The organism is Synechococcus sp. BIOS-E4-1 (assembly GCF_014279995.1).
Classification (GTDB): domain Bacteria; phylum Cyanobacteriota; class Cyanobacteriia; order PCC-6307; family Cyanobiaceae; genus Synechococcus_C.
Map to the genome: position 1 here is coordinate 832,558 of NZ_CP047935.1, position 21,973 is coordinate 854,530.

A 21,973-nucleotide genomic window follows, 5' to 3' on the forward strand; every position below is an offset into this window, starting at 1 on the left:
CTTCTGTCAGAGGTCGCCGAACTGTCCCAACCCACACCAGCGCCACGATGATCAAGCTCCGCCTGAAGCGGTTCGGTAAGAAGCGGGAAGCAAGCTTCCGCCTAGTGGCCTGCAACAGCACTTCACGCCGTGATGGTCGTCCTCTTCAGGAGCTGGGTTATTACAACCCCCGCACCAAAGAGACCCGTCTGGATGCAGAGGCACTGCGTGAGCGACTGAGCCAGGGCGCTCAGCCCACCGATGTCGTCCGCACCCTGCTTGAAAAGGGTGGTTTGATCGAGAAGAAAGTCCGCCCGGCAGAAGTGGTCGGCAAGGCCAAGCAGGCTCTCAAGCGTGAAGCTGATGCCAAACAGGCTGCCAAGGATGCGGCTGAGGCCAAGGCCGCTGCAGCTCAAGCTGAGCAACCAGCTGGAGATGACGCAGCCAGCGCTGAAGGCTGATCAACACGATGTCCGAGGCAACCTCACCCGGTCGCTTCGTTTTTGATCTGCCGCATACAGAGGCTGCGCTCGCTCTGGCGGGTGGTCCTACTTCACAGACGCTGCGTCAACTCGAGGCTCTGACGGGAACCACTCTGGTTTTGCGAGGACTGCAACTGGAGATCAGCGGTCGCCCCAACCAGCTGGAACGCACTGCTGCTGTTGTTGAGCTGCTGCGCAAGTTCTGGGAAGAGGGTGAATCCATTTCGCCGGTAGATCTTCAGTCGGCGCTGCAGGCGCTTGACACTGGCCGCAATCATGAACATGAAGCCATGGGCCAGCAGGTTCTGGCACGCAACCAGCGTGGCAGTCTGTTGCGCCCGCGAACGCTGCGTCAGAAGGCGTACGTGGAGTCGATGGAGCGTCACGATCTCACTTTCGCGCTCGGTCCTGCAGGCACAGGTAAAACGTTTTTGGCAACAGTTTTGGCTGTCCGCATGCTCACCGAGCGCAAGGTGGAGCGGTTGGTGCTGACCAGGCCTGCAGTGGAAGCAGGCGAACGACTGGGATTTTTGCCCGGTGATCTTCAGCAGAAAGTGGATCCCTATCTGCGTCCGCTCTACGACGCCCTGCACATGCTGCTTGGACAGGAGAAAACAGCAGCACTGCTGGAAAAGGGGGTGATTGAGGTGGCCCCTCTGGCCTACATGCGCGGCCGAACCCTGGCCGAATCGTTTGTGATCCTCGATGAGGCGCAGAACACCACTCCGGCTCAGATGCGCATGGTGCTGACTCGTCTCGGAGAGCGTTCCCGCATGGTTGTCACTGGAGACATCACCCAGGTGGATCTTCCGCCCGGCCAGCTCAGCGGTTTGGTGGAAGCTTCAGAGGTTCTTGATGGGGTCGAGGGGGTGGCTGTCTGCCGTTTGACGTCGGCTGATGTGGTGCGGCATCCGCTCGTGCAGCGCGTCGTAGATGCCTACGCACGGCGTGACAAGAGCAACCCCCGTCGGGATGCCAGGCCGGTGCGGCGTTCAATGGGGAGATCCGCACCGGTTTGAAAACCACAACCTGGTTGTAGCTGGCAGGATATGTCCAGTGATCTGGGGCACCATGCCAGCCAGCAGCAACTTCCAAAACGCCATCCGCGATGCGCAATCCAGCGCACTGGTGGGACCCAATGTGGTCAACAAAGCCCTTCCATACGTAGGCGGTGGCATGGCCCTGACGGCTGCAGGAGTGGTTGGTGGAATGGCCACGATGGGGTCCATCGGATTCTCTGCCTTCAACACCTTGTCGTTGGTGGCAATCATTCCCTGGTTCATTCTTTTCTTTGTGGCTCAGAATGCCGCCAACAAGGGCAACAACGGTACGGCGCTGCCGCTGATGGCCACCTTCAGTCTGCTCACCGGCTTCACGCTCACTGGTCTTGTGGTGCAGGCGATTGCCGTTGCAGGTGTTGCCTCGATCGGGATTGCTGCGCTTGCCACGGGTCTCACTTTTGTCATCGCCTCGGTGGTTGGTCGCCGCATGAGCGACAGCGTCGGTCAGGCTTTATCGGCTGCTGTCGGCCTCGGCCTGATGGGGCTGATCATTGCGATGCTCGGCATCTTCGTTGCCGGATTCTTTATCCCTGGCATCTATGCAGCCACCAACCTGGCCATTGCTGGATTTGGCACGGTGCTGTTCGTCGGTATGGCCTTTGTTGATTTCTATACGATGCCCCGCACCTATCGGGATGATCAATATCTTGCTGGCGCTCTGGGGATGTACCTCACATATATCAACCTGTTCATCTTCATCCTGCGTCTTGTCATTGCGCTGCAGGGTGGCGGCCGCCGCGACTGAGTCCGAACTGATTGATTCAGTGCAGATAAGCCCTGGCAGCAGCTGGGGTTTTTTTGATCGCCGAGATCTCAGGGTGTGACATTGATCGGACAATTCCAGAATCTTTCGCTGAATTGAGGTCACTGCTGCTGTCCTTTAGGCATGCAACATCGCACTGCAGAAGAACAAAAGCGGGTTTTCGCGATCCTGAGCATTGCCATCACCGCTGCACTGGGTGGTTTCCTGTTCGGATATGACACTGCTGTGATCAATGGTGCGGTGAGCGCCATTGAGGCCACATTCCAGACCTCGGCATCCTTGCTGGGACTCACCGTGTCTTCGGCGCTTTTGGGTTCCGCCGCTGGAGCCTTGGGGGCCGGCTGGCTGGCTGACCGTTTCGGACGTCGACCCAGCATGGTGCTCGCAGCCGTGCTGTTCATCCTCAGTGCCGTCGGTTCGGCTCTGGCGCCAGGGCTGGTGGACCTGGTGGTCTGGCGAGTGGTTGGTGGAGTTGCCGTGGGATTCGCCAGTGTGCTCGCTCCGGCCTACATCGCTGAGGTCTCCCCAGCGGCGATGCGCGGACGCACCGGCTCTCTCCAGCAGCTGGCCATTGTGCTCGGCATCTTTATTTCGCTGCTGTTCAACTATCTGATCGTGCTGGTCACATCTGACCAGGAGCCCACATCGCTTGTGGGCCCGATGGCGGCCTGGCGCTGGATGTTGATGGCGGAGGTGGTTCCGGCTCTGTTGTATGGCTTTTTGGTTTTGCGGATTCCTGAAAGTCCCCGCTACCTGGTTCAGATCGGACATCTGGATCAGGCCAGAGCGGTGATCCGTCGCACGATTGGCGAACCCACCCAGGAGGTGATTGATCGCATTCAGTCCAGCCAAGGCAAGGGCGGTGGCGGTTCGATCAAAGATCTTTTCAGTCGTCGATCCGGACTGCTCCCGATCGTGTGGACGGGGGTCCTGCTGGCGATCTTCCAGCAGTTGGTCGGTATCAATGTGATCTTCTACTACTCCAGCGAGCTGTGGCAGTCGGTGGGTTTTAGCACCACCGAAAGTCTCAGCGTCACCGTGATCACAGCTGTGACCAATGTGGTGACCACGTTTCTGGCCATCGCCACCATCGACCGCCTAGGTCGACGTCCGCTGCTGCTGCTGGGGTCAGTGGTGATCACGGTCAGCCTGGGGCTGATGAGCTGGACGTTCTCCGGAGCGCCCGTTGTGGATGGAATGCCTCAGCTAACGGGAGTCCCATCGCTGGTTGCGCTGATTTCAGCGAATGTGTTCGTGTTTGCGTTTGGATTCTCCTGGGGACCTGTGATGTGGGTCCTGCTCGGTGAGATGTTCAACAACCGCATCAGAGCAATCGCGCTGGGGTTGTCGGCCACTGTGAACTGGCTTGCGAACTTCCTGATCTCCACGACTTTCCCGATGCTGTTGAAGTCCTCAGGTCCAGCGCTCGCCTATGGGCTCTACGCCACAGCCGGTGCGATCTCATTCTTCTTCGTGCTGTTTCTGGTTCAGGAGACCCGTGGTAAGGAACTGGAGGAAATGGCCTGAATTGATGAAGCTCCGTAATCCTCTGCAGCGTTTGCTCGGGTTGGCATTGTTGATCAGTTGTTTCAGTGCGACAGATTGCGCCCGTGCCGATGAGCTTCCCTCTGTTGAGGATTCTGTTCCGCTACTGCAGCTGAGGCCTGAGCCCATTCTTCAAAACTGGCTGGATGTTCCCGACTGGTTGTCGCTCTCCTTTGGCTATGTGAATGAAATCAATGGCAATCCTTGGGGTGGTCTTGAGCAGACTGCGACCTATACCCATAATCTTTCGCTGAACATGACTGCTTCCAGCGGTCTTGCTCGTTCCGCCGAAGACTGGCAGGAGTGGGACCGCTGGAGTTTGACGGCCAATCTGTCTCAGCGATCAGGAACCAGTCTTTCTCAATCCATTCCCAATGCTCAGGCGGTGCAGCAGATCTTTGGCTATGGCCAGACCTTCCGGCTCGCTGGACTCTGGGTGGAGCGTCAACAGGCCGAAACAGGCCTGCTGAAGATCAAAGCTGGGAAAGTGGCAACGTTTGATGACTTTGCGTCATCGTCTCTGTTCTGCTTTTATTCCAACAATGGTTTCTGTGGGCAGATCTGGGGAATACCCAATTCGCTTCCCGTCGCCGCCTACCCGGCGAATCAATACGGTGCAGTGGCGCATCTGGGTACGACCGATTCAACAACTCTCCGCTATGGGATTTATCAGATCAATCCCGATGGATTTGAGCCTGGATTTCACGGTGCTGACTTTCAGCTGAATGCATCCCGAGATGGCGTAGCTCAGTTTCTGCAGATCGATTGGCCCTTTTCGAGGACTCACGCCCTTCCTGTGAAGCAACTCGATGATGGACGTATTGTTCGAGTGCCTGAAGATGAGAAAGACCTGGACTTCATTTCGGGTCTTCCAGCACCTGGATTGAAGTTGGGCGGCTGGCTTGGCCGTTGGGATTTTCCGCAACTGGAGGATCCAGAGCAATGGTCTGCTCGAAATGATGGTGTCTATGGACTCGTTTCGCTTCCGGTAACCCTGGGGGATCTGGCCCTGGATGGTCGCCTGTGGGCAACGGCCTCTTACGGTTTTGATCCCGATGTCCAGACCATTCCCGTTTTTGCTGCAGCTGGTTGGGTGGGTAAGGGCGTGCTGCGACGGCGTCCCCATGACGCTTTGGTGTTGGGGGTCACCCATGCGACCTGGAGTTCGCAGGCCCCAAGCGGACAGGATTGGGAATCGATCCTTGAACTGGGTTATCAGATCGCCCTTGGTGACAATGCAAGTATCCAACCCAATCTTCAGTACATTCTCAATCCGGATGGAACTGGTGAAGTTCCTGATTCCATCGCTATCGGTGTGCAGATGACCGTGTTGTTCTGATCGATTTTCAATAAAAAACCCCGGATCCAATCCGAGGTGTCGACATCGGTTGATCCCCATCACCCGGCCGATGGTGTTAACAGTAATCAGTGTGCGACGAAAGTTGTCTCAACTTCAGAATGCCCTAATAGTGTTGCAAGCAGATGCTTCATGCTTCGTTACGCTAGATCTGGTGCATGCTGCCCGTTGATGATCCGGCTGAGGTTTTCGATTCTCGTGAACGGGCCTGAAGCTTTTGCCTTAGGGCTTCTGAGTGATTGAGGTCACTCTGCAACGGTTTGCACGGCATCGCCGATGGCCCGTCTCTGGCGATCGTCATAACCCCAGCGTTCGAGAAAGGCCAGATCTTCGCCACGACTGTGGTTTGCGGCTTCCAGAAGGACCTCCAGTCGGTCTTTGACACGCTGGGAATCGAGCTGGCGCAGCAGTTCGCAGCAGCGTTGATTCACGCGCTCTGAGCCGGCGGCTTGCTCGTCCTCGTTGTTGTTGCGGTGATGCACAGCCATGGCTGCGCTCATGGCCAGATTGCGTGCCGTGAGATCCACCACTCCGTCGCCCGCTTCGCGCAGTTTGATCACCAGGGCATCCGGAAGCCTGTCCATCAGGGCGCTGTCGCCCGCAAGACTCACAACGAAGAACCCTCTGGCACCATCTCGGCTGGCCACGAGTGCTCCGACGCGGTCTGCCATCACTTCATCGCTGATTTCCTCCAGGTCCCATTGCTTCATCCAGCCGGCGGCGATCTCCATGGCTTCCTGGAAGCTCGGTTCTCGCTGGGTCATGAACAGCAAATGATTGGCCTCACAAGCCTATGGGCAGGGTGCGGCCTTCAGGCGATGCTGAAGGGATGGATGCAGCCTCATCGTCGCTCTCTGACGGCTACCGCTCGGGTTTTGTCGCCTTGATCGGACGTCCCAATGTGGGCAAATCAACGCTCGTCAATCAATTGGTGGGCGACAAGGTGGCAATCACCTCACCGGTGGCTCAGACCACACGCAACCGCCTCAGAGCGATTCTCACCACGCCTGATGCCCAGCTGATTCTTGTCGATACGCCAGGTATTCATAAGCCGCATCACCTGCTGGGGGAGCGTCTGGTTCAGAGCGCACGCTCTGCGATCGGGGAAGTGGATCAGGTGTTGCTGCTGCTTGAGGGCTGCGAACCGCCTGGTCGTGGGGACGCCTTCATCGTCAACCTTCTGCGTCAGCAGCGCTTACCGGTACAGGTGGTACTCAATAAGTGGGACCTGGTCCCGCTCGATCGCAAGCCCGAGGCTGATGCGGCCTATCGCGAACTGTTGGGGGAGACGGACTGGCCGGTGCACCATTGCTCAGCCCTGAACGGTGCCGGCTGCCTTGAGCTCGTGGCTGCTGTCAGTGCTCTGATGCCTGATGGCCCTCAGCTTTATCCGCCCGACATGGTGAGTGATCAGCCCGAGAAGCTGCTCATGGCCGAGTTGATCCGCGAGCAGGTGCTGATGCATACCCGTGAAGAAGTCCCCCACAGCGTGGCGGTGAGTATTGATCGGGTGGAAGACATGCCGGCAAAGGGAAACAGCAAGGCGCGCACCGCCGTTTTGGCCACCGTGCTTGTTGAGCGCAAGAGCCAGAAGGGCATCCTGATCGGCAAAGGCGGCGCCATGTTGAAGACCATCGGCCAGGGCGCTCGCCTGCAGATGCAGAACCTGATCGATGGCCCCGTCTATCTGGAGTTGTTTGTGAAGGTGGTACCGGACTGGCGCAGCAAGCCACAACGCCTCAACGAGCTTGGCTACAGCGGTGATGCTTTCTGATGCTTGTCAGGGGAAACGGAAATGTGTAGAACTTGTCGAAGTTTTCTTGACAGACAAATATCTCAGGTCTTTCCAGGCCATGGTGTTGATCGAAGATCGGTGAAACTCTGCCGATGTTGTTCACTGCACCCTGAGCATGACAAACTCTGATGTGATTGACGGTCAGAGATTGAATGGTTTGTTGGTTATTCAGTTCGGCAGGAATGAATTGGATATGCTCAAAGGGCTAGGTAATCTCTCTGCAGCTTTTAATGCATGCTAAGCATGATAGATAACACTCTTGACATGCTGGGTGGTGATCAACGTGTGGCTTGCAAGCAGCGGCACATTCCGTGCAGCTTTTGATGGAGAGCTTCGCGATCCCTGTGGTTAAAGGCGACTCTTGTGCGGAAAGGCTCAGCAGGGCCTCGCAGATCGGCAGCATTTGTCTTGTGGCGACAGCGCATTCAAAAAATGTCTCCTCGCCTTTCGCCAGTAGCTCCACCATTTTGGTTAAACAGATTTCGGCCGAGGCCACGCAGTTTTTGGCGGTTATGATGCAATTGGCATAGGGGTTTGGTGCAGAAATGTTGCCAGAAGAGGCAGTCAAAGCGGCGTCCTTTTCGGTGGAAGCTGCCCCATTTGTTATTTGGTGAGTAAGTGCACTTGCTGCAGAAGGTGCGGCGGCGCCTACAGCAGTTAACCCGAGCGCGCTGATCATCTCTCTTCGATTCATTGTTAAATTGATGTTGGTCTGTGCGAAGTATTGTAGGTCCTGATTCAGATTTTGCAATTGAAAATTAATTGATTTAATGATTGCAAGAAGGCGTTGCAATGTGCCATGGCGGAGTTGCTTGCCATGCGGGTGTTGTGTAGGGCTTCTTTTTTGTTTGCAGCCAATCCTTGGACAGGTTGGGTGCTGGCTGGCTGTCAATCTGAGTTATTTTTTGGCTTGCTGAATCTTCGTTGAGTTGGCTTTGCCAAAGCGTGAAGGAGTGGATGGGCTGTTTCTCATCCTTCACGCGCGATCGTTAGTTTGAACTCGTTGCTCTCTATCAGCGAAGCCCTAAAAGTTGCACTGAGTTTGCAGAGCCAATGTTTTTGGCAAGGTGTCCGTAGTCCTGGTATGAGGAATAACTTGAAATCATCCCTTTGTCGTCGAAGGAAACCTTGAATAGGCTAGTTAGATCAAGCGTATTATTGGATGCGGAAGCGCCTCTGAAGTCGCCAGAATTGAGAATATTTTGATCGTAAACAATCAGGATTGACCCGTCTTCAAGTTCCGTGGCAACAACTGGTTTGACTGCATTTCGGCGGAAGCCTTCGTTCCACTGCTTGATCCGTTCGATCAACTGAGGCTTGTTGAATTCCTGTCCAGATGTTGATGCATAACTCAAATTAGGCGAGCTGTATGTCTCCACGGCCTTGGCTGGATCTTGGAAAGCCATCTCCCGATAAGCGGTGAAACGTTTCACCCGTTGGTCTTCGAGGGAGAGGCACTGACCTTTGCCAGATGAGGAAAAAGCTTTGCGTGGAGTGGATGCAACAACGCCAATGCCCAGGGAGCCGGCAAGAACCATGAAGGTGCGCCGTCCGAAGAAACTCATTGAATCAGTTCCGTAAATACCTGAATGCTCATACTGGCCAGGGCCTGGCAGGCAATGTGGTTGCGCAATTTTTCTTGACTTGTTAAGACCTCTGTTTATTTCATCTGTACTGGGCAAAAACGAAAATTTGATACTCGGTGATCGTCTGCTGTTCAGTTCCTGATGTCGATGCAAAGTTGGAGGAAACGGACCATATTCCTTCGCTCAGTGCTCTCTTAGCCAAGCGCAATCAGCTTTGACTTCGGCAGCTTGTTGGACTGATCAATGACGCCAACCCGAGGATCAGATCGTGAGTTTGTTCGCGAGGGCAAGGATCACGCCATTCGTGATGGCTCTATGAGAATGCGTGAGCTGCTCTTTCTGACAGCTTCTGGGCATCTTTGCCAAGGCAGGAAGCAATGCTGAGAGACGATCGCTATCTGGCTCTGAAGCCAGTCGTGTCTCACTCTCAGGCCACAGCCTGGCCAACATGCAGGTTTGGGGCATGAGCGATTCCCCTGGATCAGATCGCTGCCCTGCGAAGATGGCCCGATGGATGAGACCGCTTTCCCTCCAGCTGATCTGAAGGCGTTCCTCACACTGTGTGAGGGGTGCTGGATGAGCCTGCGCAGCCGCTTTGACCTGAGTGGCTCCGAGGAGGATGACTGGCATACCAGTGACCGTGGCGAGGTGACTGTGACCCTGAGTACTCAGGCCGCTGATTCGGTCTTGTCGGTGCAGTCTGCCGATGGAGCCTCTAGCGAACTTCGTTTTGCCAGCGATGGGAATCTTGTGGTCTTGGCTGGGGGGGCAGAGCGCAGTGGCGTCTGGCAGCTGCGAGCAGATGCCAGCCTCGAGCTTGAACTCAAAGATGTTGTCTCGGCTGCCACCGTGTTGGAGCGCATCTGGTTCATCAAGCCCAATCTGCGTCTGCGCAGCACGACGGCCATCGCGACAGATGGGACCCCTCTTCAGGCGCGCTTCTGCTCCGAGATCCGGCGCGTGTCATCCCCTCAGGCCTGAGCCATGGCGGCCTATCGCCTGGATGTGATCAGCCTGGCGCCTCAGGCATTTGCGCCGCTCGCGGAACTTGGGGTGATCGGCAGAGCCTTTGCTGCGGGAGGGGCAGAGCTGCATCTGCATAACCCCCGCGATTACGCCACCGATCGCTACCGCAAGGTTGATGATGAGCCCTATGGCGGCGGTGCGGGCATGGTGCTCAAGCCTGAGCCGGTGTTCGCTGCCTTCGAGTCGATTCCTGTTTGCTCTCGGCGCCGGGTGCTGCTGATGACGCCTCAAGGCCAACCTTTGACCCAGGCCGATCTGCAGCGCTGGGCAGAGAGCCATGACCAGCTGGTACTGCTCTGCGGTCATTACGAGGGCTTTGATGAACGCATTCGCTCACTGGCCGATGAGGAAGTGTCGCTTGGAGATTTCGTGCTTACCGGCGGGGAGCTGCCGGCTATGACGATCATCAACGGCGTGGTGCGTCTGTTGCCTGGAACCGTGGGAACGCCGGCCTCACTGGTGGAGGAAAGCCACAGCGACCTATTGCTGGAACACCCGCATTACACGCGTCCCGCCGAGTTTCGGGGGATGACCGTGCCAGACGTGCTGCGCAGTGGCGACCATGGAGCCATTGCCAAATGGCGTCAGCAGCAACGTGAACAGCGCACCGCTGATCGACGCCCCGACCTGCTGGATCGCTGGAATCGGCGCTCCAACGCCGAGAATGACAACGTCGGCACGAACTGACCGCCAGTAAGCATGAACCTCCGCATCGGCAATGGTTACGACACGCACCGGTTGGTGGAGGGGCGCCCTTTGATCCTGGGTGGTCAGCTTCTGGAGCATCCGGAAGGCCTGGGGTTAGATGGTCACAGCGATGCCGATGTGCTGGTCCATGCGGTGATGGATGCACTGCTTGGAGCGCTCTCGCTCGGTGATATCGGCAAGTATTTCCCCCCCACTGATCCCCGTTGGAAGGGTGCGGATAGCTTGGTTCTGCTGGAGCAGGTCGTGGCGCTGGTGAAAGAACGCGGTTGGCAGGTTGTCAATGTGGATTCTGTCGTGATTGCTGAACGTCCCAAGCTCAAGCCACACATCGAGGCCATGCGTGGGGCGATTGCGCTGCGCATGGGGCTGGATCCTGATCAGGTGGGTGTGAAGGCGACCACCAACGAGCGGCTCGGACCCGAAGGACGGGAGGAGGGAATGTCTTGCCATGCCGTCGCGCTGCTGACCAGGCCATGACCATGAAGCACTTGCGTAGAGATCTCCTTACTCTGATCTCCTCCTTTGCGGTGCTCCTGATCCTGATTTCCGGTAATCCCGATGTCAGTCTGGCCTGCTTTTCAGATCTGGACGGCGGCCACGATGTTGCAGTGGTCGAGCATTTGCGCATTCAGGTTCCCAGTCGGAAACGCGAGGCCTGGATGGATGCGGAACGTGGCAGCTGGCAGCCCTGGCTTGCCAGGCAGGAAGGATTCGTCGGCCGGGATCTGCTCTGGGATCCTGAAACCGAGGAAGGAACGATCCTGGTTGGCTGGAGCAGCCGTAAAGCTTGGAAGGCGATCCCCCAGCTCGAGGTTGAGGCAGTCCAGGAGCGTTTCGAGCAACTGGCCCGTGAATCCACCGGTCAGAAGAAAGGCAATCCCTTCCCTTTGGTCTTTGAAGGCGAGTTGTTGCCGCCGTGACGTTCCAGGAGGCACGCCTCGATCTGACGCGCCGCCATCGGCTTGGCATGGTCGAGGCGGTTTGGGGTGAGCACAAGAGCGCTGATCAAATCGTGGCCATCCTGCGAAGCATGCAGTCGGCAGGTGAGCTTGCACTGGTGACCAGAGTTGATGCAATCAAGTCGGCAGCTGTAGTGAATCTCTGTCCTGCTGTTCAGGTGCATGAGCAGGCTGCCTGTCTCACCCTCGGTGAGATTCCGGCCACGAGGCAAGCCACTCAGGTGGCTGTGCTCAGTGGTGGAACGAGTGATCGTCGCGTGGCGGAGGAAGCCTCTCTGGCTCTGAGCGTTCATGGGGTTGCCAGCAAGTCTTTTCTGGATGTGGGTGTTGCCGGTCTGCACCGTCTGCTGGATGTGCTGCCTGAGCTCACATCGATGTCGGTGCTGATTACCTGTGCAGGGATGGAGGGAGCTCTGCCGACGGTGCTGGCAGGTCTTGTCCCTCAGCCGGTCATCGGTGTGCCGGTGTCTGTGGGCTATGGGGTCAGCGCAGGTGGTCGGGCTGCTCTCGATGGCATGCTCGCCAGCTGTGCTCCGGGTCTGAGCGTTGTGAACATCGACAACGGCTATGGCGCTGCGATGGCGGCTCTGCGCATCCTCAAGGGAGTGGCTTCTCAGGACTGAGAAGGGTGCGGCTGGCTGGGCAACAGTGGTTGCACCGGTTCACTGGAGTCGATGTCAAGCAAGGTTTCCACCCAGAGCCGCATCGATCGCGGTAACAGGTTTTGCTCGTAGCGGTGCAGCGCTTCAACCAACACGGTTGAGTTGACCCAATGAGGTGATCGTGCGCGCATCGTTGCTGGGCGACACGCGAACCTTGGATGCAGGTTGTCCTCTCAGCAAGAGGGGACAATTCAGGTTCCGGATTGTTGTCGGTTCAGTCCAGAAACGGCTCAGTCCAGAAACGGCCTTGATCGATCAGAGGTGCTGGAGATTCGGATAGGCCGTGACCAGCTCATCGGCGCTGAGAACATCGCCGACTCCATCCGGTTGCCAGATCACTTCAAGGGCCATCAAATCGCTGGATGCCGTGGAACCGAGGATGCGCAACGACTCGCGCAGCTGTTCGCCGTTATCGGCCTGCTTGAGTTTGACCGCGCTGCGGCTGGCCACCAAAACGGTGACAACGATGAATTCACTGGTGGCATCAGCATCGCCGCGCGATGCGAGGTCGCTGCCAGCGGACTGAACACCACCCACGTTGGTGGTGAGTTCTTCGCGCAGCTTGCTGCGCTCGGTCATCGACAGTCGGTTGAAGGTTGATTCAGCCGCATTGAACGGCACGCTGCCGGACTCCACGTTGGCGTAAACCCACAGGTCCGGCTGACGCAGCAGCGCCAGGGTGGTGTCCTGCAGCACCCGTTGCAGACCGCTGGAGCTGCTGGTGTCGGCGCTGCTGGCGAGTTGACGCAGGTCGCTCTGCAGATCCTTGGCGCTGGCGAGCAGACCAATCTGGAGCTGCAGCAGAGACACCGGGCCCATTGCAATTTCACGTGGACGCTCGTAGCCGCCCATCGCTGGACGACCAGCTCCTGCTCCTGCGCCGCGAAAGGCATTCACAAGCACACCGACAAACGCCATCAGGACCATGAAGCCCAGCAGGCCGCCGCCACCGAATCCGAAGAACGGAATGATGAAGGGGAAGCCAATGCCACCGCCGTAGCCACGGTTGTAACCACCCCCCATGCCACCGCCGCGATACCCACCGGTGCGGGGCATGGTGGGCGCCCGGAAACTGCCTCCGCCGATCCGCCCGCCGCGAGCCGCGTCACTCGGCAGCGGGTGGAAGATCAGCAGCCCGACCATCAGCACCGGCACCATGAGGCCGGAAAGCCAGCGTCGCAGCTGAATCAGGGCGGAACGATTCGGCAATTGGGCCAAAGTGGCGTTGAAAGCTGGGCTGATCCTAGGAACCCCCGCCAACGATGGTGACGATCTCGAGGCTGTCACCGTCCTTGACGTGCTGCTCTGCCCAGCGATCAGGGGTGAGGATCAGTCCGTTGAATTCCACCACCACCAACTTGGGATGATGGCCAAGCGCTTCAACCACCTGATCCAGATGGGTGAGACCTGCCTTCAGGTTGCGCTGTTCGCCGTTCACCGTGAGCTGCATTGGCTGAAACGAGTGGATCAATGAAACCAGATCGCCAGTGAAGCGGAACCCTGCCAGTTGAAGGGGCTCAGCCGAGCTGCGTCAGCAGCTGGCGAGCTGCGGCAGCCGGATCGCTCGCTCCCATGATTGCGCTCACCACCGCCACTCGGGTGGCGCCCGCCGTCAGAACCTCAGTGATGTTGTCGCCGTTGATGCCGCCGATGGCGAACCAGGGGACTGTGGCTGAATGCTCGGCTTGTCGCACCCAATCCAACCCTGCCGGTTTGCGATCAGCCTTGGTGGCGGTGGCAAAGACCGGCCCGACCCCCAGGTAGTCGGCACCTTGCTCCTGGGCCACGAGTAATTGATCGAGTCGGTGGGTGCTGCGACCAATCAGTTTGTCGGGACCCATCAGCTGACGCGCCTCTGAATGGGGCACATCATCCTGGCCGAGATGCACTCCATCGGCATCCACGAGCAATGCCAGATCGATGCGGTCGTTGATGATCAGCAACGCCTGGTGTGCCTGGCACAGCCCGGCAAGCTGACGTGCTTCCTGCAGTTTCAGTGCATCAGCTCCTTGCTTGCACCGGTACTGCACGAGCGAAACGCCTGCTCGCAGAGCCAGTTCCACCCGCTTCAACATCTCACCGCTCGCTTCGTCGCCGCCGGGATTGGTAATCAGGCACAACCGTGAGCGTTCCAGGCGCTGATGCCGTTGGTTCTGCCCGCAGGCCTCCAGGATGCGCACCTCATGGTCGTAGAGCGCATAACGAACGTTTGCCGCAGTCTGTGCCAGCTCGGCATCACTGTTGCGCGCGAATTCTTCAATCACCCGCAAGGCTTCTTGCACCCTGCTGGCATTGGCTTTCAAAATCTGAGTGCTGTCGGTGCGGGTCTGCTGAGCAGGATGACTGAGCCCTGCAGCGGTATCGGTGGCGGTGGAACGTGCCTGTCTGTAGCAGTCGGCGTGCTGTTGTCCCAGCTGCTGGCGCCAGTCCTTCAGCGGCACCACCAGGTCCTGCCGGTCCAGTCCGAAACGACACCAGTCCTCGATCACCCGCAAGCCTTCCCGGGCTCGGTCGAGGTTGGCATCGATCAGCCTGGCGATACGCGTGTCAGTGCTGGGGGCGACGTGCATCCATTCCATGGCACTGTGGGCAGGATCTCATGTCTGGTGTGGCGATGGAGAACGGTGGATCAGAAAGCACGATGCATGTTCTGGTGTGGGGCATCGGTCTTCTCGGTGGCATCGGCGTTTTCATCGTGTGGGGCCTGACCAACGCCTACCCAGCGGTGTCCTGAAGCCGAGCTCTCGCCTGCTGGGCATCACGACTGATCTGGTCACTCAGTTCCTCAAGGCCTGAGAAGCGTTGTTGGCCGCGCAGGCGCTCCACGGGTTCCACCCGCAGAATTCGGCCCACCAGTTCGCGGCTGGCGTCGAGCAGATGCACCTCCACCGCTGAAGGCGATGCTGGATCCACGGTGGGTTGAGGGCCGAGGTTCATCACTGCAGGAAGTGCGTGCGTCTCGTTGTCGACCCAGGCCCGCGCGGCATAGACCCCCAATCCAGGCAGGAATTTTCTGCCGTCGACCTGCAGGTTGGCGGTCGGCCATCCCAGCTTTCTGCCGAGGCCGCGGCCTTGCACAACCTCGCCTTGGAAGCGGTAAGGCCGTTGAAGGAGTTCACTGGCTGTTGTGAGGTCGCCCTCTGAGAGGGCCTCACGGATGCGACTGCTGCTCATGCGACCACCAGGGTCTTCCAGAATCGGCAGCACGCTCACCATCACATCGGCGGCCTCCGCCAAGCTGCTCAGCGTGTCGGCACCCCCCTCGCGTCCTCGCCCAAAACGGAAGTTAGCGCCAATGGCGATGTGACGTGCCTGCAACGTGCCAATCAGAATCTGATCAACAAACTCGGCAGCACTGAACTGGGCCAGCTGGCGGTCGAAGGGAACCAGCACCAACTGCCTGATCCCTAGTGGTTCGAGCAGATGCAGCTTTTCGTCAGGCAGATCAAGGCGGAGTCTTGGTTCGCCATGCAAAACCTCGCGCGGGTGTGGCCAGAAACTTACCACCGTGGGGACTCCACCTGCCGGGTGCTGGCACACGGCTTGGATCACCCGCCGGTGGCCGGCATGCAGCCCATCGAAGCTGCCCAGCGCCAGGGCGGTGGGCATGCGGGCCTCCTCAGGGGAGCAGAGAGGAATCAACGGGCCGTGCACGGTGCAGTGGTTGATGGCAAGTTTGGACGACAGACCTCCTCGCCCGCATGGCCGATCGGCTCGACTTCCAGCTGCTGGCCCTTGGCCTGCGGCGCACTGCCTGGATCCGTTTCTGGATTCAGACCGCTCTCGGTGTGGTGGTGGTGGGGGTGCTGTTGTTCAACAACATCGGTGGCAGCCTGTCCCGCAACGCCGATCGGGCCGTTGGCTTGAGCCCGGGCCTGTCGCTGACCACGCTGTCGTTTTTAGTCCTGTTGTTCAGCCTCTGGCAGGGGTGGTTGATCGTGCGTCTTGGCCGTGCTCTAGACAGTGGCGCCCGCCCCAGCCGCGGTGAGGCCAGTCGTCTGCTCAAACGTGGAATTTTTGCGGACCTGCTGGGATTGGTTTTCGCGTCGATCGGGTATCAATCTCTGGCCGGAGCCCTGTTTGTGCAGGCGTCCTCTCAGACTCCTGGCATTGCCATCGGTGGTGCTGGCACAGCAGAAAACCTGGCGATCACTTCACTGGAGATGCTCTCGGTGTTGAGCAACACCCAGGTGCTGTTCGCCCATCTGATCGGCTTGCTGTTCTCGCTCTGGATGCTGCAGCGGATCTACCGGACCCGCTGACCATCAATTTCAACTTGGGGCAGGCCACTCAGTGATCCGCGCCAGAACAGTTCCGGCTCAATTGGTGTGAGCGAGGGTGAATTGCTTCCGATCTGGGCCACGTCTGTGGGCCAGTCGCGGGGACCATCGCCCCCTGACTTCAGGTCTTCGACCAGTTTCCCCGCCAGCCAGTAATACGAACGACCCTGCGGATCGGTTCGCGGACTGAACTGCTCCCTGTATCGACGAATCGACAGCCTGGTCCAGCGCATCGGCCCCATGATCTCAGGCTTGCAGGGGGGCAGGTTCAGGTTGAGCAGCAGATTGGTAGGCTAGCCCTCCCGCAGCGCTGATTCAGCCGTATCCATAGCCAGCACAGCGGCCCCCTCGAATTCCCGCCATTTGAAGCAGGCACTGCTCACCGCCATGGCCGGACGGCCTTCCAGGGTGCCTTCCAACGCCGCTGCCACGGTGCCTGAGCAGAAGATGTCGGTGCCGAGATTCGGACCGTGATTGATGCCCGACAGCACCAGGTCCGGCGGGGTCTCCAGCAGTTCACAGATGGCCAGTTTCACGCAATCGGCAGGGGTCCCACTGCAGGCCCAGGCTGTGATGCCCTGGCCGAACAGCTGGTCGGCCCGCTCAGCTCGGATCGGATGCTGAAGGGTGATGCCATGGCCGGTTGCCGAGCGTTCTTTGTCGGGGCAGACCACGGCCACCTGATGGCCCCGGGCCGCGGCGGCCCGGGCCAGGGCCTTGATTCCATCGGCGAAGATGCCGTCGTCATTGCTGATCAGAATCCGCAGCGGGGCCATGGGGTTGCGTACCGGTGGGGCGAACCTAGACGTGATCACTGCTTACAGTCAGCTGTTGTGATGTCAAAGCCTTGAGCGCCACCGTGTCCCTGCAGCAGCTCACCGACCAGCTGGAAGCGCTTGAAGCTGAGGCGGCTGAAGCGATCTCTGCAGCGGTTGATGCCGAGGCCCTCGAGCAGCTTCGGATCGGATTGCTCGGCAAGAAGGGTCGTCTCTCAGGCGTGCTGGGTGCGATGGGCAAGCTGCCTGGTGACGAACGGCCATTGGTTGGCCAGCGCGCCAACGTGCTCAAATCTCAGGTTCAGACTCTGCTGAGCGATCGCCTGCAGGCGGTGAAGCAGGCAGCGATGGAAGCCCGAATCGCGTCAGAGACCCTTGATGTGACCGCACCTGCCCAGGGGATTCCCATGGGCCATCGCCATCCCCTGGTCACGACCACCGAGGAGATTGTTGATCTGTTCTGCGGCCTCGGATATCAGGTGGTTGAAGGCCCTGAAGTGGAAACCGATCACCACAATTTCACCGCTCTGAACATCCCGCCGGATCATCCCGCCCGGGATATGCAGGACACCTTTTATCTCAAAGACAATCTGCTGTTGCGCACCCACACCTCACCGGTGCAGATCCGCCATCTCGAATCCCATGCGCCACCGGTGAGGATTGTGGCTCCTGGTCGCGTTTATCGCCGGGATGCGGTTGATGCCACCCATTCGCCGGTGTTTCATCAGGTGGAAGTGCTGGCGATTGACGAGAACCTCGATTTCAGCCATCTGCGCGGCACGGTGATGGCTTTCCTCAAGGCATTTTTCGGGGATCTGCCCGTGCGCTTCCGCGCCAGTTATTTCCCGTTCACGGAGCCGTCTGCCGAAGTGGATGTGCAGTGGCGCGGCCGCTGGCTGGAAGTGATGGGTTGCGGCATGGTCGATCCCGCAGTGCTGGAGGGTCTGGGTCTGGATCCAGAGCGTTACAGCGGTTTTGCGGCTGGAGTGGGAGTGGAGCGCTTCTGCATGGTGCGCCACGGAATTGATGACATCCGCCGTCTGTACACCAGTGACCTGCGTTTTCTGGAGCAGTTTTGAACAGGCTGCAGTGATCACCTGCAGTCCATTGATGTCTGAACTTGCGCGTCGTTCTCCGGTCGCTGATCCCATTTATTCCGGATTGACGGCTGAGCGCTGACGCTCTTTCGCACAGGGCTCAACATGCGGGAACTGTTCTCGCCCGGCGTCAGGTATGTCCGTGCTTTCTGTGTTCGACGGTTCCACTCGGGCAGTGGAGATCGTGCGGATCGTCAGTCGCCATGAGTGGTCGTTCCTGTCCCAGTTGCTGCGCCGCGGTCATGCGGCTGAGACGCGTCTGCCGTTGCCCTCGGTGCTGTGCAATTTGCTCACCGAACTGGGGCCCGTTTATGTGAAGTTGGGTCAGTTGCTGAGCACGCGCCCGGACCTGCTGTCGGATGACTACATCGAGGCGCTCAGCCAGCTGCAGGCCAATGTTCCGCCGGCGGGCTGGCCGGAAGTGCGTGAACAGATGGCGCAGGAGCTCGGTTGTGACGTCAGCTCAGCCTTCGGCAGTTTTGAAGAAGAACCCATTGCCGCAGGCAGTGTCGGCCAGGTGTATCGCGCCAATCTCAAGAACGGGCAGAAGGTGGCGGTGAAAGTGCTGCGGCCTGGTATCGAATCACAGGTGCAGGAGGATGGTCGTCTATTGCGCAAAATCGCCGCAATGGCGTCGGCGACTGCGCTCGGTAGCCAATACGACTTCGTGGGGCTTGCCGACCAAGTTCTCGAAGCTCTTGGTCGCGAGCTGGATTTCCGCATTGAAGCTGAAAACACTTTGCGGCTACAGCGCTGCCTGGCTGCTTCCAGCTTTGTGCCCGACGGAAAGCTGAGGCTTCCGCAGGTGGAGGAGAACCTCTCCGGTCAGCGGGTGTTGGTGCTCGAGTGGATCGATGGCGATCCGATCCTCACCGCAGCCGCGAGACAGTCCCTGGAGGCTGGTCCAGGCATCGCCTCCACCACCAGCGTCATGCTGGGGGCCTTTGTTGAGCAGTATTTCGTTGAGGGCTTCTTTCATGCCGACCCTCACCCCGGCAATCTCAAGGTACAGGCTGATGGAACGGTGATCCTGCTTGACGCCGGCATGGTGGGTCAGTTTGATCCACGCACCCGCAGCAACCTGCTGGATCTGGTGCTGGCGCTTATCAATCAGGACGGCGCGCGCGCCACCGATCTTCTGGAGCAGATTGCGCCGCCTGCACGCGGCGTGCGGGTGGATCGCCAGCAGCTGCAGCGACAGCTGGATCAGCTGATTTCCCGCAGTTTTTCTAAGCCGCTGCAGGAGCTGAATTTCGCGCTGTTCCTGGCGGAGCTGCTGCAGTTAGCCAACCGTACGGGCCTCTGTGTGCCAGGGACCCTGGGGTTGTTCGTGAAATCGGTCACGAATCTGGAGGGCGTGGGCTGCTCGATCAATCCCGCCTTCAGCTTCACCGGTGAGATGCAGCCTCTGGTGGCAAAACTGCTGGCGCGATCGGTGATGTTGCCGCAGCAGCGTTTGATGCAGTTCGGCCTTGACCTGCGCAACCTCTCGATTGACTCACCTAGACAGCTGAGTCAGTTGCTGCGGCGTTTCAGCAGTGATGAGCTTTCATTTGCCCTGCAGATTGAGGGCCTTGAATCCCTGCGCAGAACCCTTGATCGTTTGTCGCGACGCGTGTCTCTGGCGATTCTGGTGGCGGCTCTGCTGCTCAGCGCCACACTGATGGCCACCCTTGCTCAACAGCAGCTACTGCGCAATGTGAGCGAGGTGCTGTTCATTGTTGCCACCGTGTTCGGGATCTGGTTGATTGTGTCGTTGCTGCGATCTAGCAGACGCTGAATGCCTCAGTCGGCTCGACGCACCGGGCCCATCAAAGGGCTCTGCACCGGTGCAGCAACCCCATAAGTAACGACAATGCCTTGGCCGCCAGGGAATGTTGAAGTTCTGCCGGTATAAGTCTCGTTGATGACGGTATCGCCTTCGAACCAATTGTTGGCACTCCAGAGATTGCCTGCATCGTCGACAACGACATCAGTTGTGATCTGAATGACTCCACTCTGGTAATTGTGAATGACATCGCCAGTTGTTTTCCCCTCAGGGCAATTCTCTGTTTTCATTCCACAGATGTGAATCAGGCTTTTTCCGTAAAGGTTGCCGACCCAGACATTGTCTTTGCCATCAATTGAGACTCCCCATGGAATGTAGGCGATGCCTTCTGCGACATTATTTTGCACGACCTTAATGTCGGGTGAGATAACGGCTAAAGAGCCTGTCTGCGTCAGTTTGGGGTTATCGATATAGTATTCCGCACCCGCAGTGAATTCCTGCATGATGGTTTTCGGTTGTGGTGGATTGGCCGGAATTCCTGGTGGAACTTTCCCTCCAGGTCCAGGTGCTCCCTTCGTTGAATTTGTCTGCTGGGCAACCCAGACATGACCTGTCGAATCCACGGCGATTCCGCGTGTCCCGAGATAGACCTCAGCGGTGTTGGTTTGATCAGGCTCTTCAGCAGAAAAAACAGTGATCTTGTTGTTGAAACTGCTACTCACCCATACACGATTTTGATCATCCACGGCGACTCCAAAAGGTCCCTTGAGTCCCGGTATTGAAAGTCTTTTGCCTTTGGTGTAGTCGCCGTCTGGAAAATGAATCATGTGATTGCTTGTGTTGTCGGCAATCCACACATCGCCATTCCTGGCAGTAGCGATTCCCTGTAATTCTCCAACGGGTTGGTCAATCGTGGCTGGGCCTAAGGCTTCACCATCTTCAAGCGAGAACACGCCGACACGATTGTTGAATGTGCCGACCCAAGCATATTTTTCGGAAATGCCTGTTCCCCAGCCGGTGCCATTCAGTCCTTGGCCGTTGTAGCCGGTAATCGCTGGAGAAATAGCTGTGCCATCCGGCCCGAAACGGGTGACCCCTCCTCCAATGCTGATGATCACTCCTGATTGCGAGCCCGGCATCCAGTTGGCACCACTCCAGGCATTCCCTTTGTGGTCGATCATCACTTTGCCGAGCGCTAGAGCTCCGCCGCCTTCAAATCGAAGTGATAGCGAGAAACTTTTGGGTTCGAAAAGAAGATACGGCTTGGTTGCAGTGGCGCGAAGTTGTGTGTTTGGGTCAATCGGATAGCTCTTCACAAAGAGTCGATAGAGGTCTTTGACATTTCTCCAGGGTTCGCGTGCGATTGACGATATGGCCGCCAATGTGTCATCCGAACCGGTCAGTTTCAGTAGCTGATTGCAACCATTGCTTTGTGCTTTGCTTCCGCACAATGCCAACAGATTTGAGAGCACATTGATTCTGGCTGCGGTCTCGGAGTTCAGCAGATTGCTGCCGTTCAAGAGGGTGTCGCCGAATGTTCCTGTGCCTTGGTTCACCAGATTTTTCACTTGTGATGAGCCAATGCTCAACGCCGTTGCACTGCCTTTGAGGAGATCTCCCTGCAGTTGCTGGGCATTGGGCCAGACCGATCCGATCGTTGTCAGCTCATTGACCTTGATGCTGTCGCTTGCCTGGTCATCCAACACGGTGAGCATGGAAAGCTTGTCTGCCTCCATTCCATTCACACGTCCTCCCCGTGAAACCAGGTAGTGAACCCGGCCAGGTTCTTGCTTGAGAGCAATGCGAAACAAACCTTTGTTGTCGGTCCGGACGGTTCGCAGTCGTTTTGGCTTTTCGCCACCCCGGCTTTCCCACAGGCTCACAGAGGCCTGCTGCAGAGGTTGCCCCATCAACGAGGCCTGGCCATTGAGACTCGGGTCACCCACGAAGGAACAGGATGCGACACCGAAACCGATCGCAGTCAGCAGCAGTGTCAGCTTGGTGGTGTGCTGAGAATCCATGGCTGCAGCTCTATATGGCGAGTGGGTAGGGGGAGCATGAGCCTTTCGCAGGGGCTCTTCAAGCGCCGTCAGAGAGTCTCCGCAGATCAATATCCGCAAATCTGAGGG

The 21,973-nt window shown here is 58.2% G+C and carries 25 protein-coding genes and 1 pseudogene; 16 read left to right on the forward strand and 10 right to left on the reverse strand.

All coding sequences use genetic code 11. The features are described 5' to 3' along the window. Window positions 1-47: 47 nt before the first annotated feature. From rpsP to SynBIOSE41_RS04150, 5 genes are all read left to right on the forward strand, one after another. On the forward strand, window positions 48-440 hold the full coding sequence (gene rpsP / locus SynBIOSE41_RS04130) for a 30S ribosomal protein S16 (protein WP_186539714.1): 393 nt from the start codon (window positions 48-50) through the stop codon (window positions 438-440). A gap of 8 nt (window positions 441-448) precedes the next feature. Next, window positions 449-1,480, forward strand: coding sequence for a PhoH family protein (locus tag SynBIOSE41_RS04135; RefSeq protein WP_186539715.1), 1,032 nt, complete (start codon window positions 449-451; stop codon window positions 1,478-1,480). Window positions 1,481-1,532: 52 nt separating this feature from the next. Beyond that, entirely contained in the window at window positions 1,533-2,267 is a 735-nt protein-coding gene (locus tag SynBIOSE41_RS04140) for a Bax inhibitor-1 family protein (RefSeq protein WP_066906886.1), read from the forward strand. A 141-nt stretch (window positions 2,268-2,408) separates the two neighbouring features. Beyond that, window positions 2,409-3,812, forward strand: coding sequence for a sugar porter family MFS transporter (locus SynBIOSE41_RS04145; protein ID WP_186539716.1), 1,404 nt, complete (start codon window positions 2,409-2,411; stop codon window positions 3,810-3,812). 4 nt (window positions 3,813-3,816) lie between these two features. Continuing rightward, the gene (locus tag SynBIOSE41_RS04150; protein ID WP_186539717.1) at window positions 3,817-5,169 is read left to right on the forward strand and encodes a carbohydrate porin; all 1,353 of its coding nucleotides are present in this window, start codon (window positions 3,817-3,819) and stop codon (window positions 5,167-5,169) included. Between the two features lie 263 nt (window positions 5,170-5,432). Here the strand turns inward: SynBIOSE41_RS04150 and SynBIOSE41_RS04155 are convergent, their stop codons facing one another. Then, on the reverse strand, window positions 5,433-5,951 hold the full coding sequence (locus SynBIOSE41_RS04155; protein WP_186539718.1) for a hypothetical protein: 519 nt from the start codon (window positions 5,949-5,951) through the stop codon (window positions 5,433-5,435). A gap of 65 nt (window positions 5,952-6,016) precedes the next feature. On the opposite strand from SynBIOSE41_RS04155, the gene era reads away from it, so the two are divergent. Then, window positions 6,017-6,961, forward strand: coding sequence for a GTPase Era (gene era / locus SynBIOSE41_RS04160; RefSeq protein WP_186540776.1), 945 nt, complete (start codon window positions 6,017-6,019; stop codon window positions 6,959-6,961). Window positions 6,962-7,187: 226 nt separating this feature from the next. Here the strand turns inward: era and SynBIOSE41_RS04165 are convergent, their stop codons facing one another. Together SynBIOSE41_RS04165 and SynBIOSE41_RS04170 are read right to left on the reverse strand one after the other, a co-directional pair. Continuing rightward, on the reverse strand, window positions 7,188-7,874 hold the full coding sequence (locus SynBIOSE41_RS04165) for a four-helix bundle copper-binding protein (protein WP_222930576.1): 687 nt from the start codon (window positions 7,872-7,874) through the stop codon (window positions 7,188-7,190). Window positions 7,875-7,995: 121 nt separating this feature from the next. Next, window positions 7,996-8,547 carry a hypothetical protein gene (locus tag SynBIOSE41_RS04170; RefSeq protein WP_186539720.1) on the reverse strand — a complete coding sequence of 184 codons (552 nt, stop codon included), beginning with the start codon at window positions 8,545-8,547 and terminating at the stop codon, window positions 7,996-7,998. A 531-nt stretch (window positions 8,548-9,078) separates the two neighbouring features. On the opposite strand from SynBIOSE41_RS04170, the gene SynBIOSE41_RS04175 reads away from it, so the two are divergent. Genes SynBIOSE41_RS04175 through larB form a run of 5 tightly spaced genes read left to right on the forward strand, consistent with a single transcriptional unit; the run spans window position 9,079 to window position 11,884 of the window. Continuing rightward, window positions 9,079-9,549: a phycobiliprotein lyase gene (locus SynBIOSE41_RS04175; RefSeq protein WP_186539721.1), complete on the forward strand. Its 471-nt coding sequence runs from the start codon at window positions 9,079-9,081 to the stop codon at window positions 9,547-9,549. A gap of 3 nt (window positions 9,550-9,552) precedes the next feature. Beyond that, a complete protein-coding gene (trmD, locus tag SynBIOSE41_RS04180; RefSeq protein WP_186539722.1) occupies window positions 9,553-10,281 on the forward strand; it encodes a tRNA (guanosine(37)-N1)-methyltransferase TrmD in 729 nt (242 codons plus the stop codon). A 12-nt stretch (window positions 10,282-10,293) separates the two neighbouring features. Then, complete coding sequence (ispF, locus tag SynBIOSE41_RS04185; protein ID WP_066906902.1) at window positions 10,294-10,779, forward strand: 2-C-methyl-D-erythritol 2,4-cyclodiphosphate synthase; 486 nt, start codon at window positions 10,294-10,296, stop codon at window positions 10,777-10,779. A 2-nt stretch (window positions 10,780-10,781) separates the two neighbouring features. Then, complete coding sequence (locus SynBIOSE41_RS04190; protein ID WP_370594222.1) at window positions 10,782-11,222, forward strand: TIGR03792 family protein; 441 nt, start codon at window positions 10,782-10,784, stop codon at window positions 11,220-11,222. Beyond that, complete coding sequence (gene larB / locus SynBIOSE41_RS04195; RefSeq protein ID WP_186539724.1) at window positions 11,219-11,884, forward strand: nickel pincer cofactor biosynthesis protein LarB; 666 nt, start codon at window positions 11,219-11,221, stop codon at window positions 11,882-11,884. The genes SynBIOSE41_RS04190 and larB overlap by 4 nt, the downstream gene beginning before the upstream one ends. Here the strand turns inward: larB and SynBIOSE41_RS04200 are convergent. From SynBIOSE41_RS04200 to SynBIOSE41_RS04215, 4 genes are all read right to left on the reverse strand, one after another. Continuing rightward, complete coding sequence (locus SynBIOSE41_RS04200; protein WP_186539725.1) at window positions 11,875-12,054, reverse strand: hypothetical protein; 180 nt, start codon at window positions 12,052-12,054, stop codon at window positions 11,875-11,877. The genes larB and SynBIOSE41_RS04200 overlap by 10 nt on opposite strands. Window positions 12,055-12,178: 124 nt before the next feature. Continuing rightward, window positions 12,179-13,141 carry a DUF1517 domain-containing protein gene (locus tag SynBIOSE41_RS04205; RefSeq protein WP_370594223.1) on the reverse strand — a complete coding sequence of 321 codons (963 nt, stop codon included), beginning with the start codon at window positions 13,139-13,141 and terminating at the stop codon, window positions 12,179-12,181. Between the two features lie 25 nt (window positions 13,142-13,166). Continuing rightward, window positions 13,167-13,373: a sulfur carrier protein ThiS gene (gene thiS / locus SynBIOSE41_RS04210; RefSeq protein ID WP_066906915.1), complete on the reverse strand. Its 207-nt coding sequence runs from the start codon at window positions 13,371-13,373 to the stop codon at window positions 13,167-13,169. Between the two features lie 67 nt (window positions 13,374-13,440). After that, window positions 13,441-14,502, reverse strand: a complete 1,062-nt coding sequence (locus tag SynBIOSE41_RS04215) for a thiamine phosphate synthase (protein ID WP_186539726.1) — start codon at window positions 14,500-14,502, stop codon at window positions 13,441-13,443. Between the two features lie 20 nt (window positions 14,503-14,522). Here SynBIOSE41_RS04215 and SynBIOSE41_RS17960 point away from each other — a divergent pair, with 20 nt between their 5' ends. Beyond that, window positions 14,523-14,657, forward strand: coding sequence for a hypothetical protein (locus SynBIOSE41_RS17960; protein WP_255355638.1), 135 nt, complete (start codon window positions 14,523-14,525; stop codon window positions 14,655-14,657). Here SynBIOSE41_RS17960 and SynBIOSE41_RS04220 read toward each other — a convergent pair. Continuing rightward, window positions 14,639-15,565: a bifunctional riboflavin kinase/FAD synthetase gene (locus tag SynBIOSE41_RS04220; protein WP_186540780.1), complete on the reverse strand. Its 927-nt coding sequence runs from the start codon at window positions 15,563-15,565 to the stop codon at window positions 14,639-14,641. The two genes, SynBIOSE41_RS17960 and SynBIOSE41_RS04220, sit on opposite strands and share 19 nt — an antisense overlap. Before the next feature lie 59 nt (window positions 15,566-15,624). Between SynBIOSE41_RS04220 and SynBIOSE41_RS04225 the strand changes: the two genes are divergently transcribed. Then, a complete protein-coding gene (locus SynBIOSE41_RS04225) occupies window positions 15,625-16,185 on the forward strand; it encodes a DUF3611 family protein (RefSeq protein WP_186539727.1) in 561 nt (186 codons plus the stop codon). Here the strand turns inward: SynBIOSE41_RS04225 and surE are convergent. After that, window positions 16,170-16,979: pseudogene (gene surE, locus SynBIOSE41_RS04230) on the reverse strand (5'/3'-nucleotidase SurE). The gene SynBIOSE41_RS04225 and the pseudogene surE overlap by 16 nt on opposite strands. A 71-nt stretch (window positions 16,980-17,050) precedes the next feature. On the opposite strand from surE, the gene pheS reads away from it, so the two are divergent. Next, on the forward strand, window positions 17,051-18,058 hold the full coding sequence (gene pheS, locus SynBIOSE41_RS04235; RefSeq protein WP_186539728.1) for a phenylalanine--tRNA ligase subunit alpha: 1,008 nt from the start codon (window positions 17,051-17,053) through the stop codon (window positions 18,056-18,058). Between the two features lie 154 nt (window positions 18,059-18,212). Further along, a complete protein-coding gene (locus SynBIOSE41_RS04240) occupies window positions 18,213-19,856 on the forward strand; it encodes an AarF/ABC1/UbiB kinase family protein (protein ID WP_186539729.1) in 1,644 nt (547 codons plus the stop codon). 5 nt (window positions 19,857-19,861) lie between these two features. On the opposite strand, the gene SynBIOSE41_RS04245 is transcribed toward SynBIOSE41_RS04240, so the two are convergent. Beyond that, a complete protein-coding gene (locus tag SynBIOSE41_RS04245; protein WP_255475938.1) occupies window positions 19,862-21,433 on the reverse strand; it encodes a hypothetical protein in 1,572 nt (523 codons plus the stop codon). Between the two features lie 198 nt (window positions 21,434-21,631). On the opposite strand from SynBIOSE41_RS04245, the gene SynBIOSE41_RS17965 reads away from it, so the two are divergent. After that, window positions 21,632-21,970: a hypothetical protein gene (locus SynBIOSE41_RS17965; protein ID WP_255475939.1), complete on the forward strand. Its 339-nt coding sequence runs from the start codon at window positions 21,632-21,634 to the stop codon at window positions 21,968-21,970. The last annotated feature ends 3 nt before the right edge of the window (window positions 21,971-21,973 follow it).

What these genes read in the sequence shown, in the direction of transcription:
- rpsP (WP_186539714.1), top strand. Translation starts at nt 48, where the DNA reads ATGATCAAGCTCCGCCTGAAGCGGTTCGGTAAGAAGCGGGAAGCAAGC.
- SynBIOSE41_RS04135 (WP_186539715.1), top strand. Translation starts at nt 449, where the DNA reads ATGTCCGAGGCAACCTCACCCGGTCGCTTCGTTTTTGATCTGCCGCAT.
- SynBIOSE41_RS04140 (WP_066906886.1), top strand. Translation starts at nt 1,533, where the DNA reads ATGCCAGCCAGCAGCAACTTCCAAAACGCCATCCGCGATGCGCAATCC.
- SynBIOSE41_RS04145 (WP_186539716.1), top strand. Translation starts at nt 2,409, where the DNA reads ATGCAACATCGCACTGCAGAAGAACAAAAGCGGGTTTTCGCGATCCTG.
- SynBIOSE41_RS04150 (WP_186539717.1), top strand. Translation starts at nt 3,817, where the DNA reads ATGAAGCTCCGTAATCCTCTGCAGCGTTTGCTCGGGTTGGCATTGTTG.
- SynBIOSE41_RS04155 (WP_186539718.1), bottom strand. Translation starts at nt 5,951, where the DNA reads ATGACCCAGCGAGAACCGAGCTTCCAGGAAGCCATGGAGATCGCCGCC.
- era (WP_186540776.1), top strand. Translation starts at nt 6,017, where the DNA reads ATGGATGCAGCCTCATCGTCGCTCTCTGACGGCTACCGCTCGGGTTTT.
- SynBIOSE41_RS04170 (WP_186539720.1), bottom strand. Translation starts at nt 8,547, where the DNA reads ATGAGTTTCTTCGGACGGCGCACCTTCATGGTTCTTGCCGGCTCCCTG.
- SynBIOSE41_RS04175 (WP_186539721.1), top strand. Translation starts at nt 9,079, where the DNA reads ATGGATGAGACCGCTTTCCCTCCAGCTGATCTGAAGGCGTTCCTCACA.
- trmD (WP_186539722.1), top strand. Translation starts at nt 9,553, where the DNA reads ATGGCGGCCTATCGCCTGGATGTGATCAGCCTGGCGCCTCAGGCATTT.
- ispF (WP_066906902.1), top strand. Translation starts at nt 10,294, where the DNA reads ATGAACCTCCGCATCGGCAATGGTTACGACACGCACCGGTTGGTGGAG.
- SynBIOSE41_RS04190 (WP_370594222.1), top strand. Translation starts at nt 10,782, where the DNA reads ATGAAGCACTTGCGTAGAGATCTCCTTACTCTGATCTCCTCCTTTGCG.
- SynBIOSE41_RS04200 (WP_186539725.1), bottom strand. Translation starts at nt 12,054, where the DNA reads ATGCGCGCACGATCACCTCATTGGGTCAACTCAACCGTGTTGGTTGAA.
- thiS (WP_066906915.1), bottom strand. Translation starts at nt 13,373, where the DNA reads ATGCAGCTCACGGTGAACGGCGAACAGCGCAACCTGAAGGCAGGTCTC.
- SynBIOSE41_RS04215 (WP_186539726.1), bottom strand. Translation starts at nt 14,502, where the DNA reads ATGGAATGGATGCACGTCGCCCCCAGCACTGACACGCGTATCGCCAGG.
- SynBIOSE41_RS17960 (WP_255355638.1), top strand. Translation starts at nt 14,523, where the DNA reads ATGTCTGGTGTGGCGATGGAGAACGGTGGATCAGAAAGCACGATGCAT.
- SynBIOSE41_RS04225 (WP_186539727.1), top strand. Translation starts at nt 15,625, where the DNA reads ATGGCCGATCGGCTCGACTTCCAGCTGCTGGCCCTTGGCCTGCGGCGC.
- SynBIOSE41_RS04240 (WP_186539729.1), top strand. Translation starts at nt 18,213, where the DNA reads ATGTCCGTGCTTTCTGTGTTCGACGGTTCCACTCGGGCAGTGGAGATC.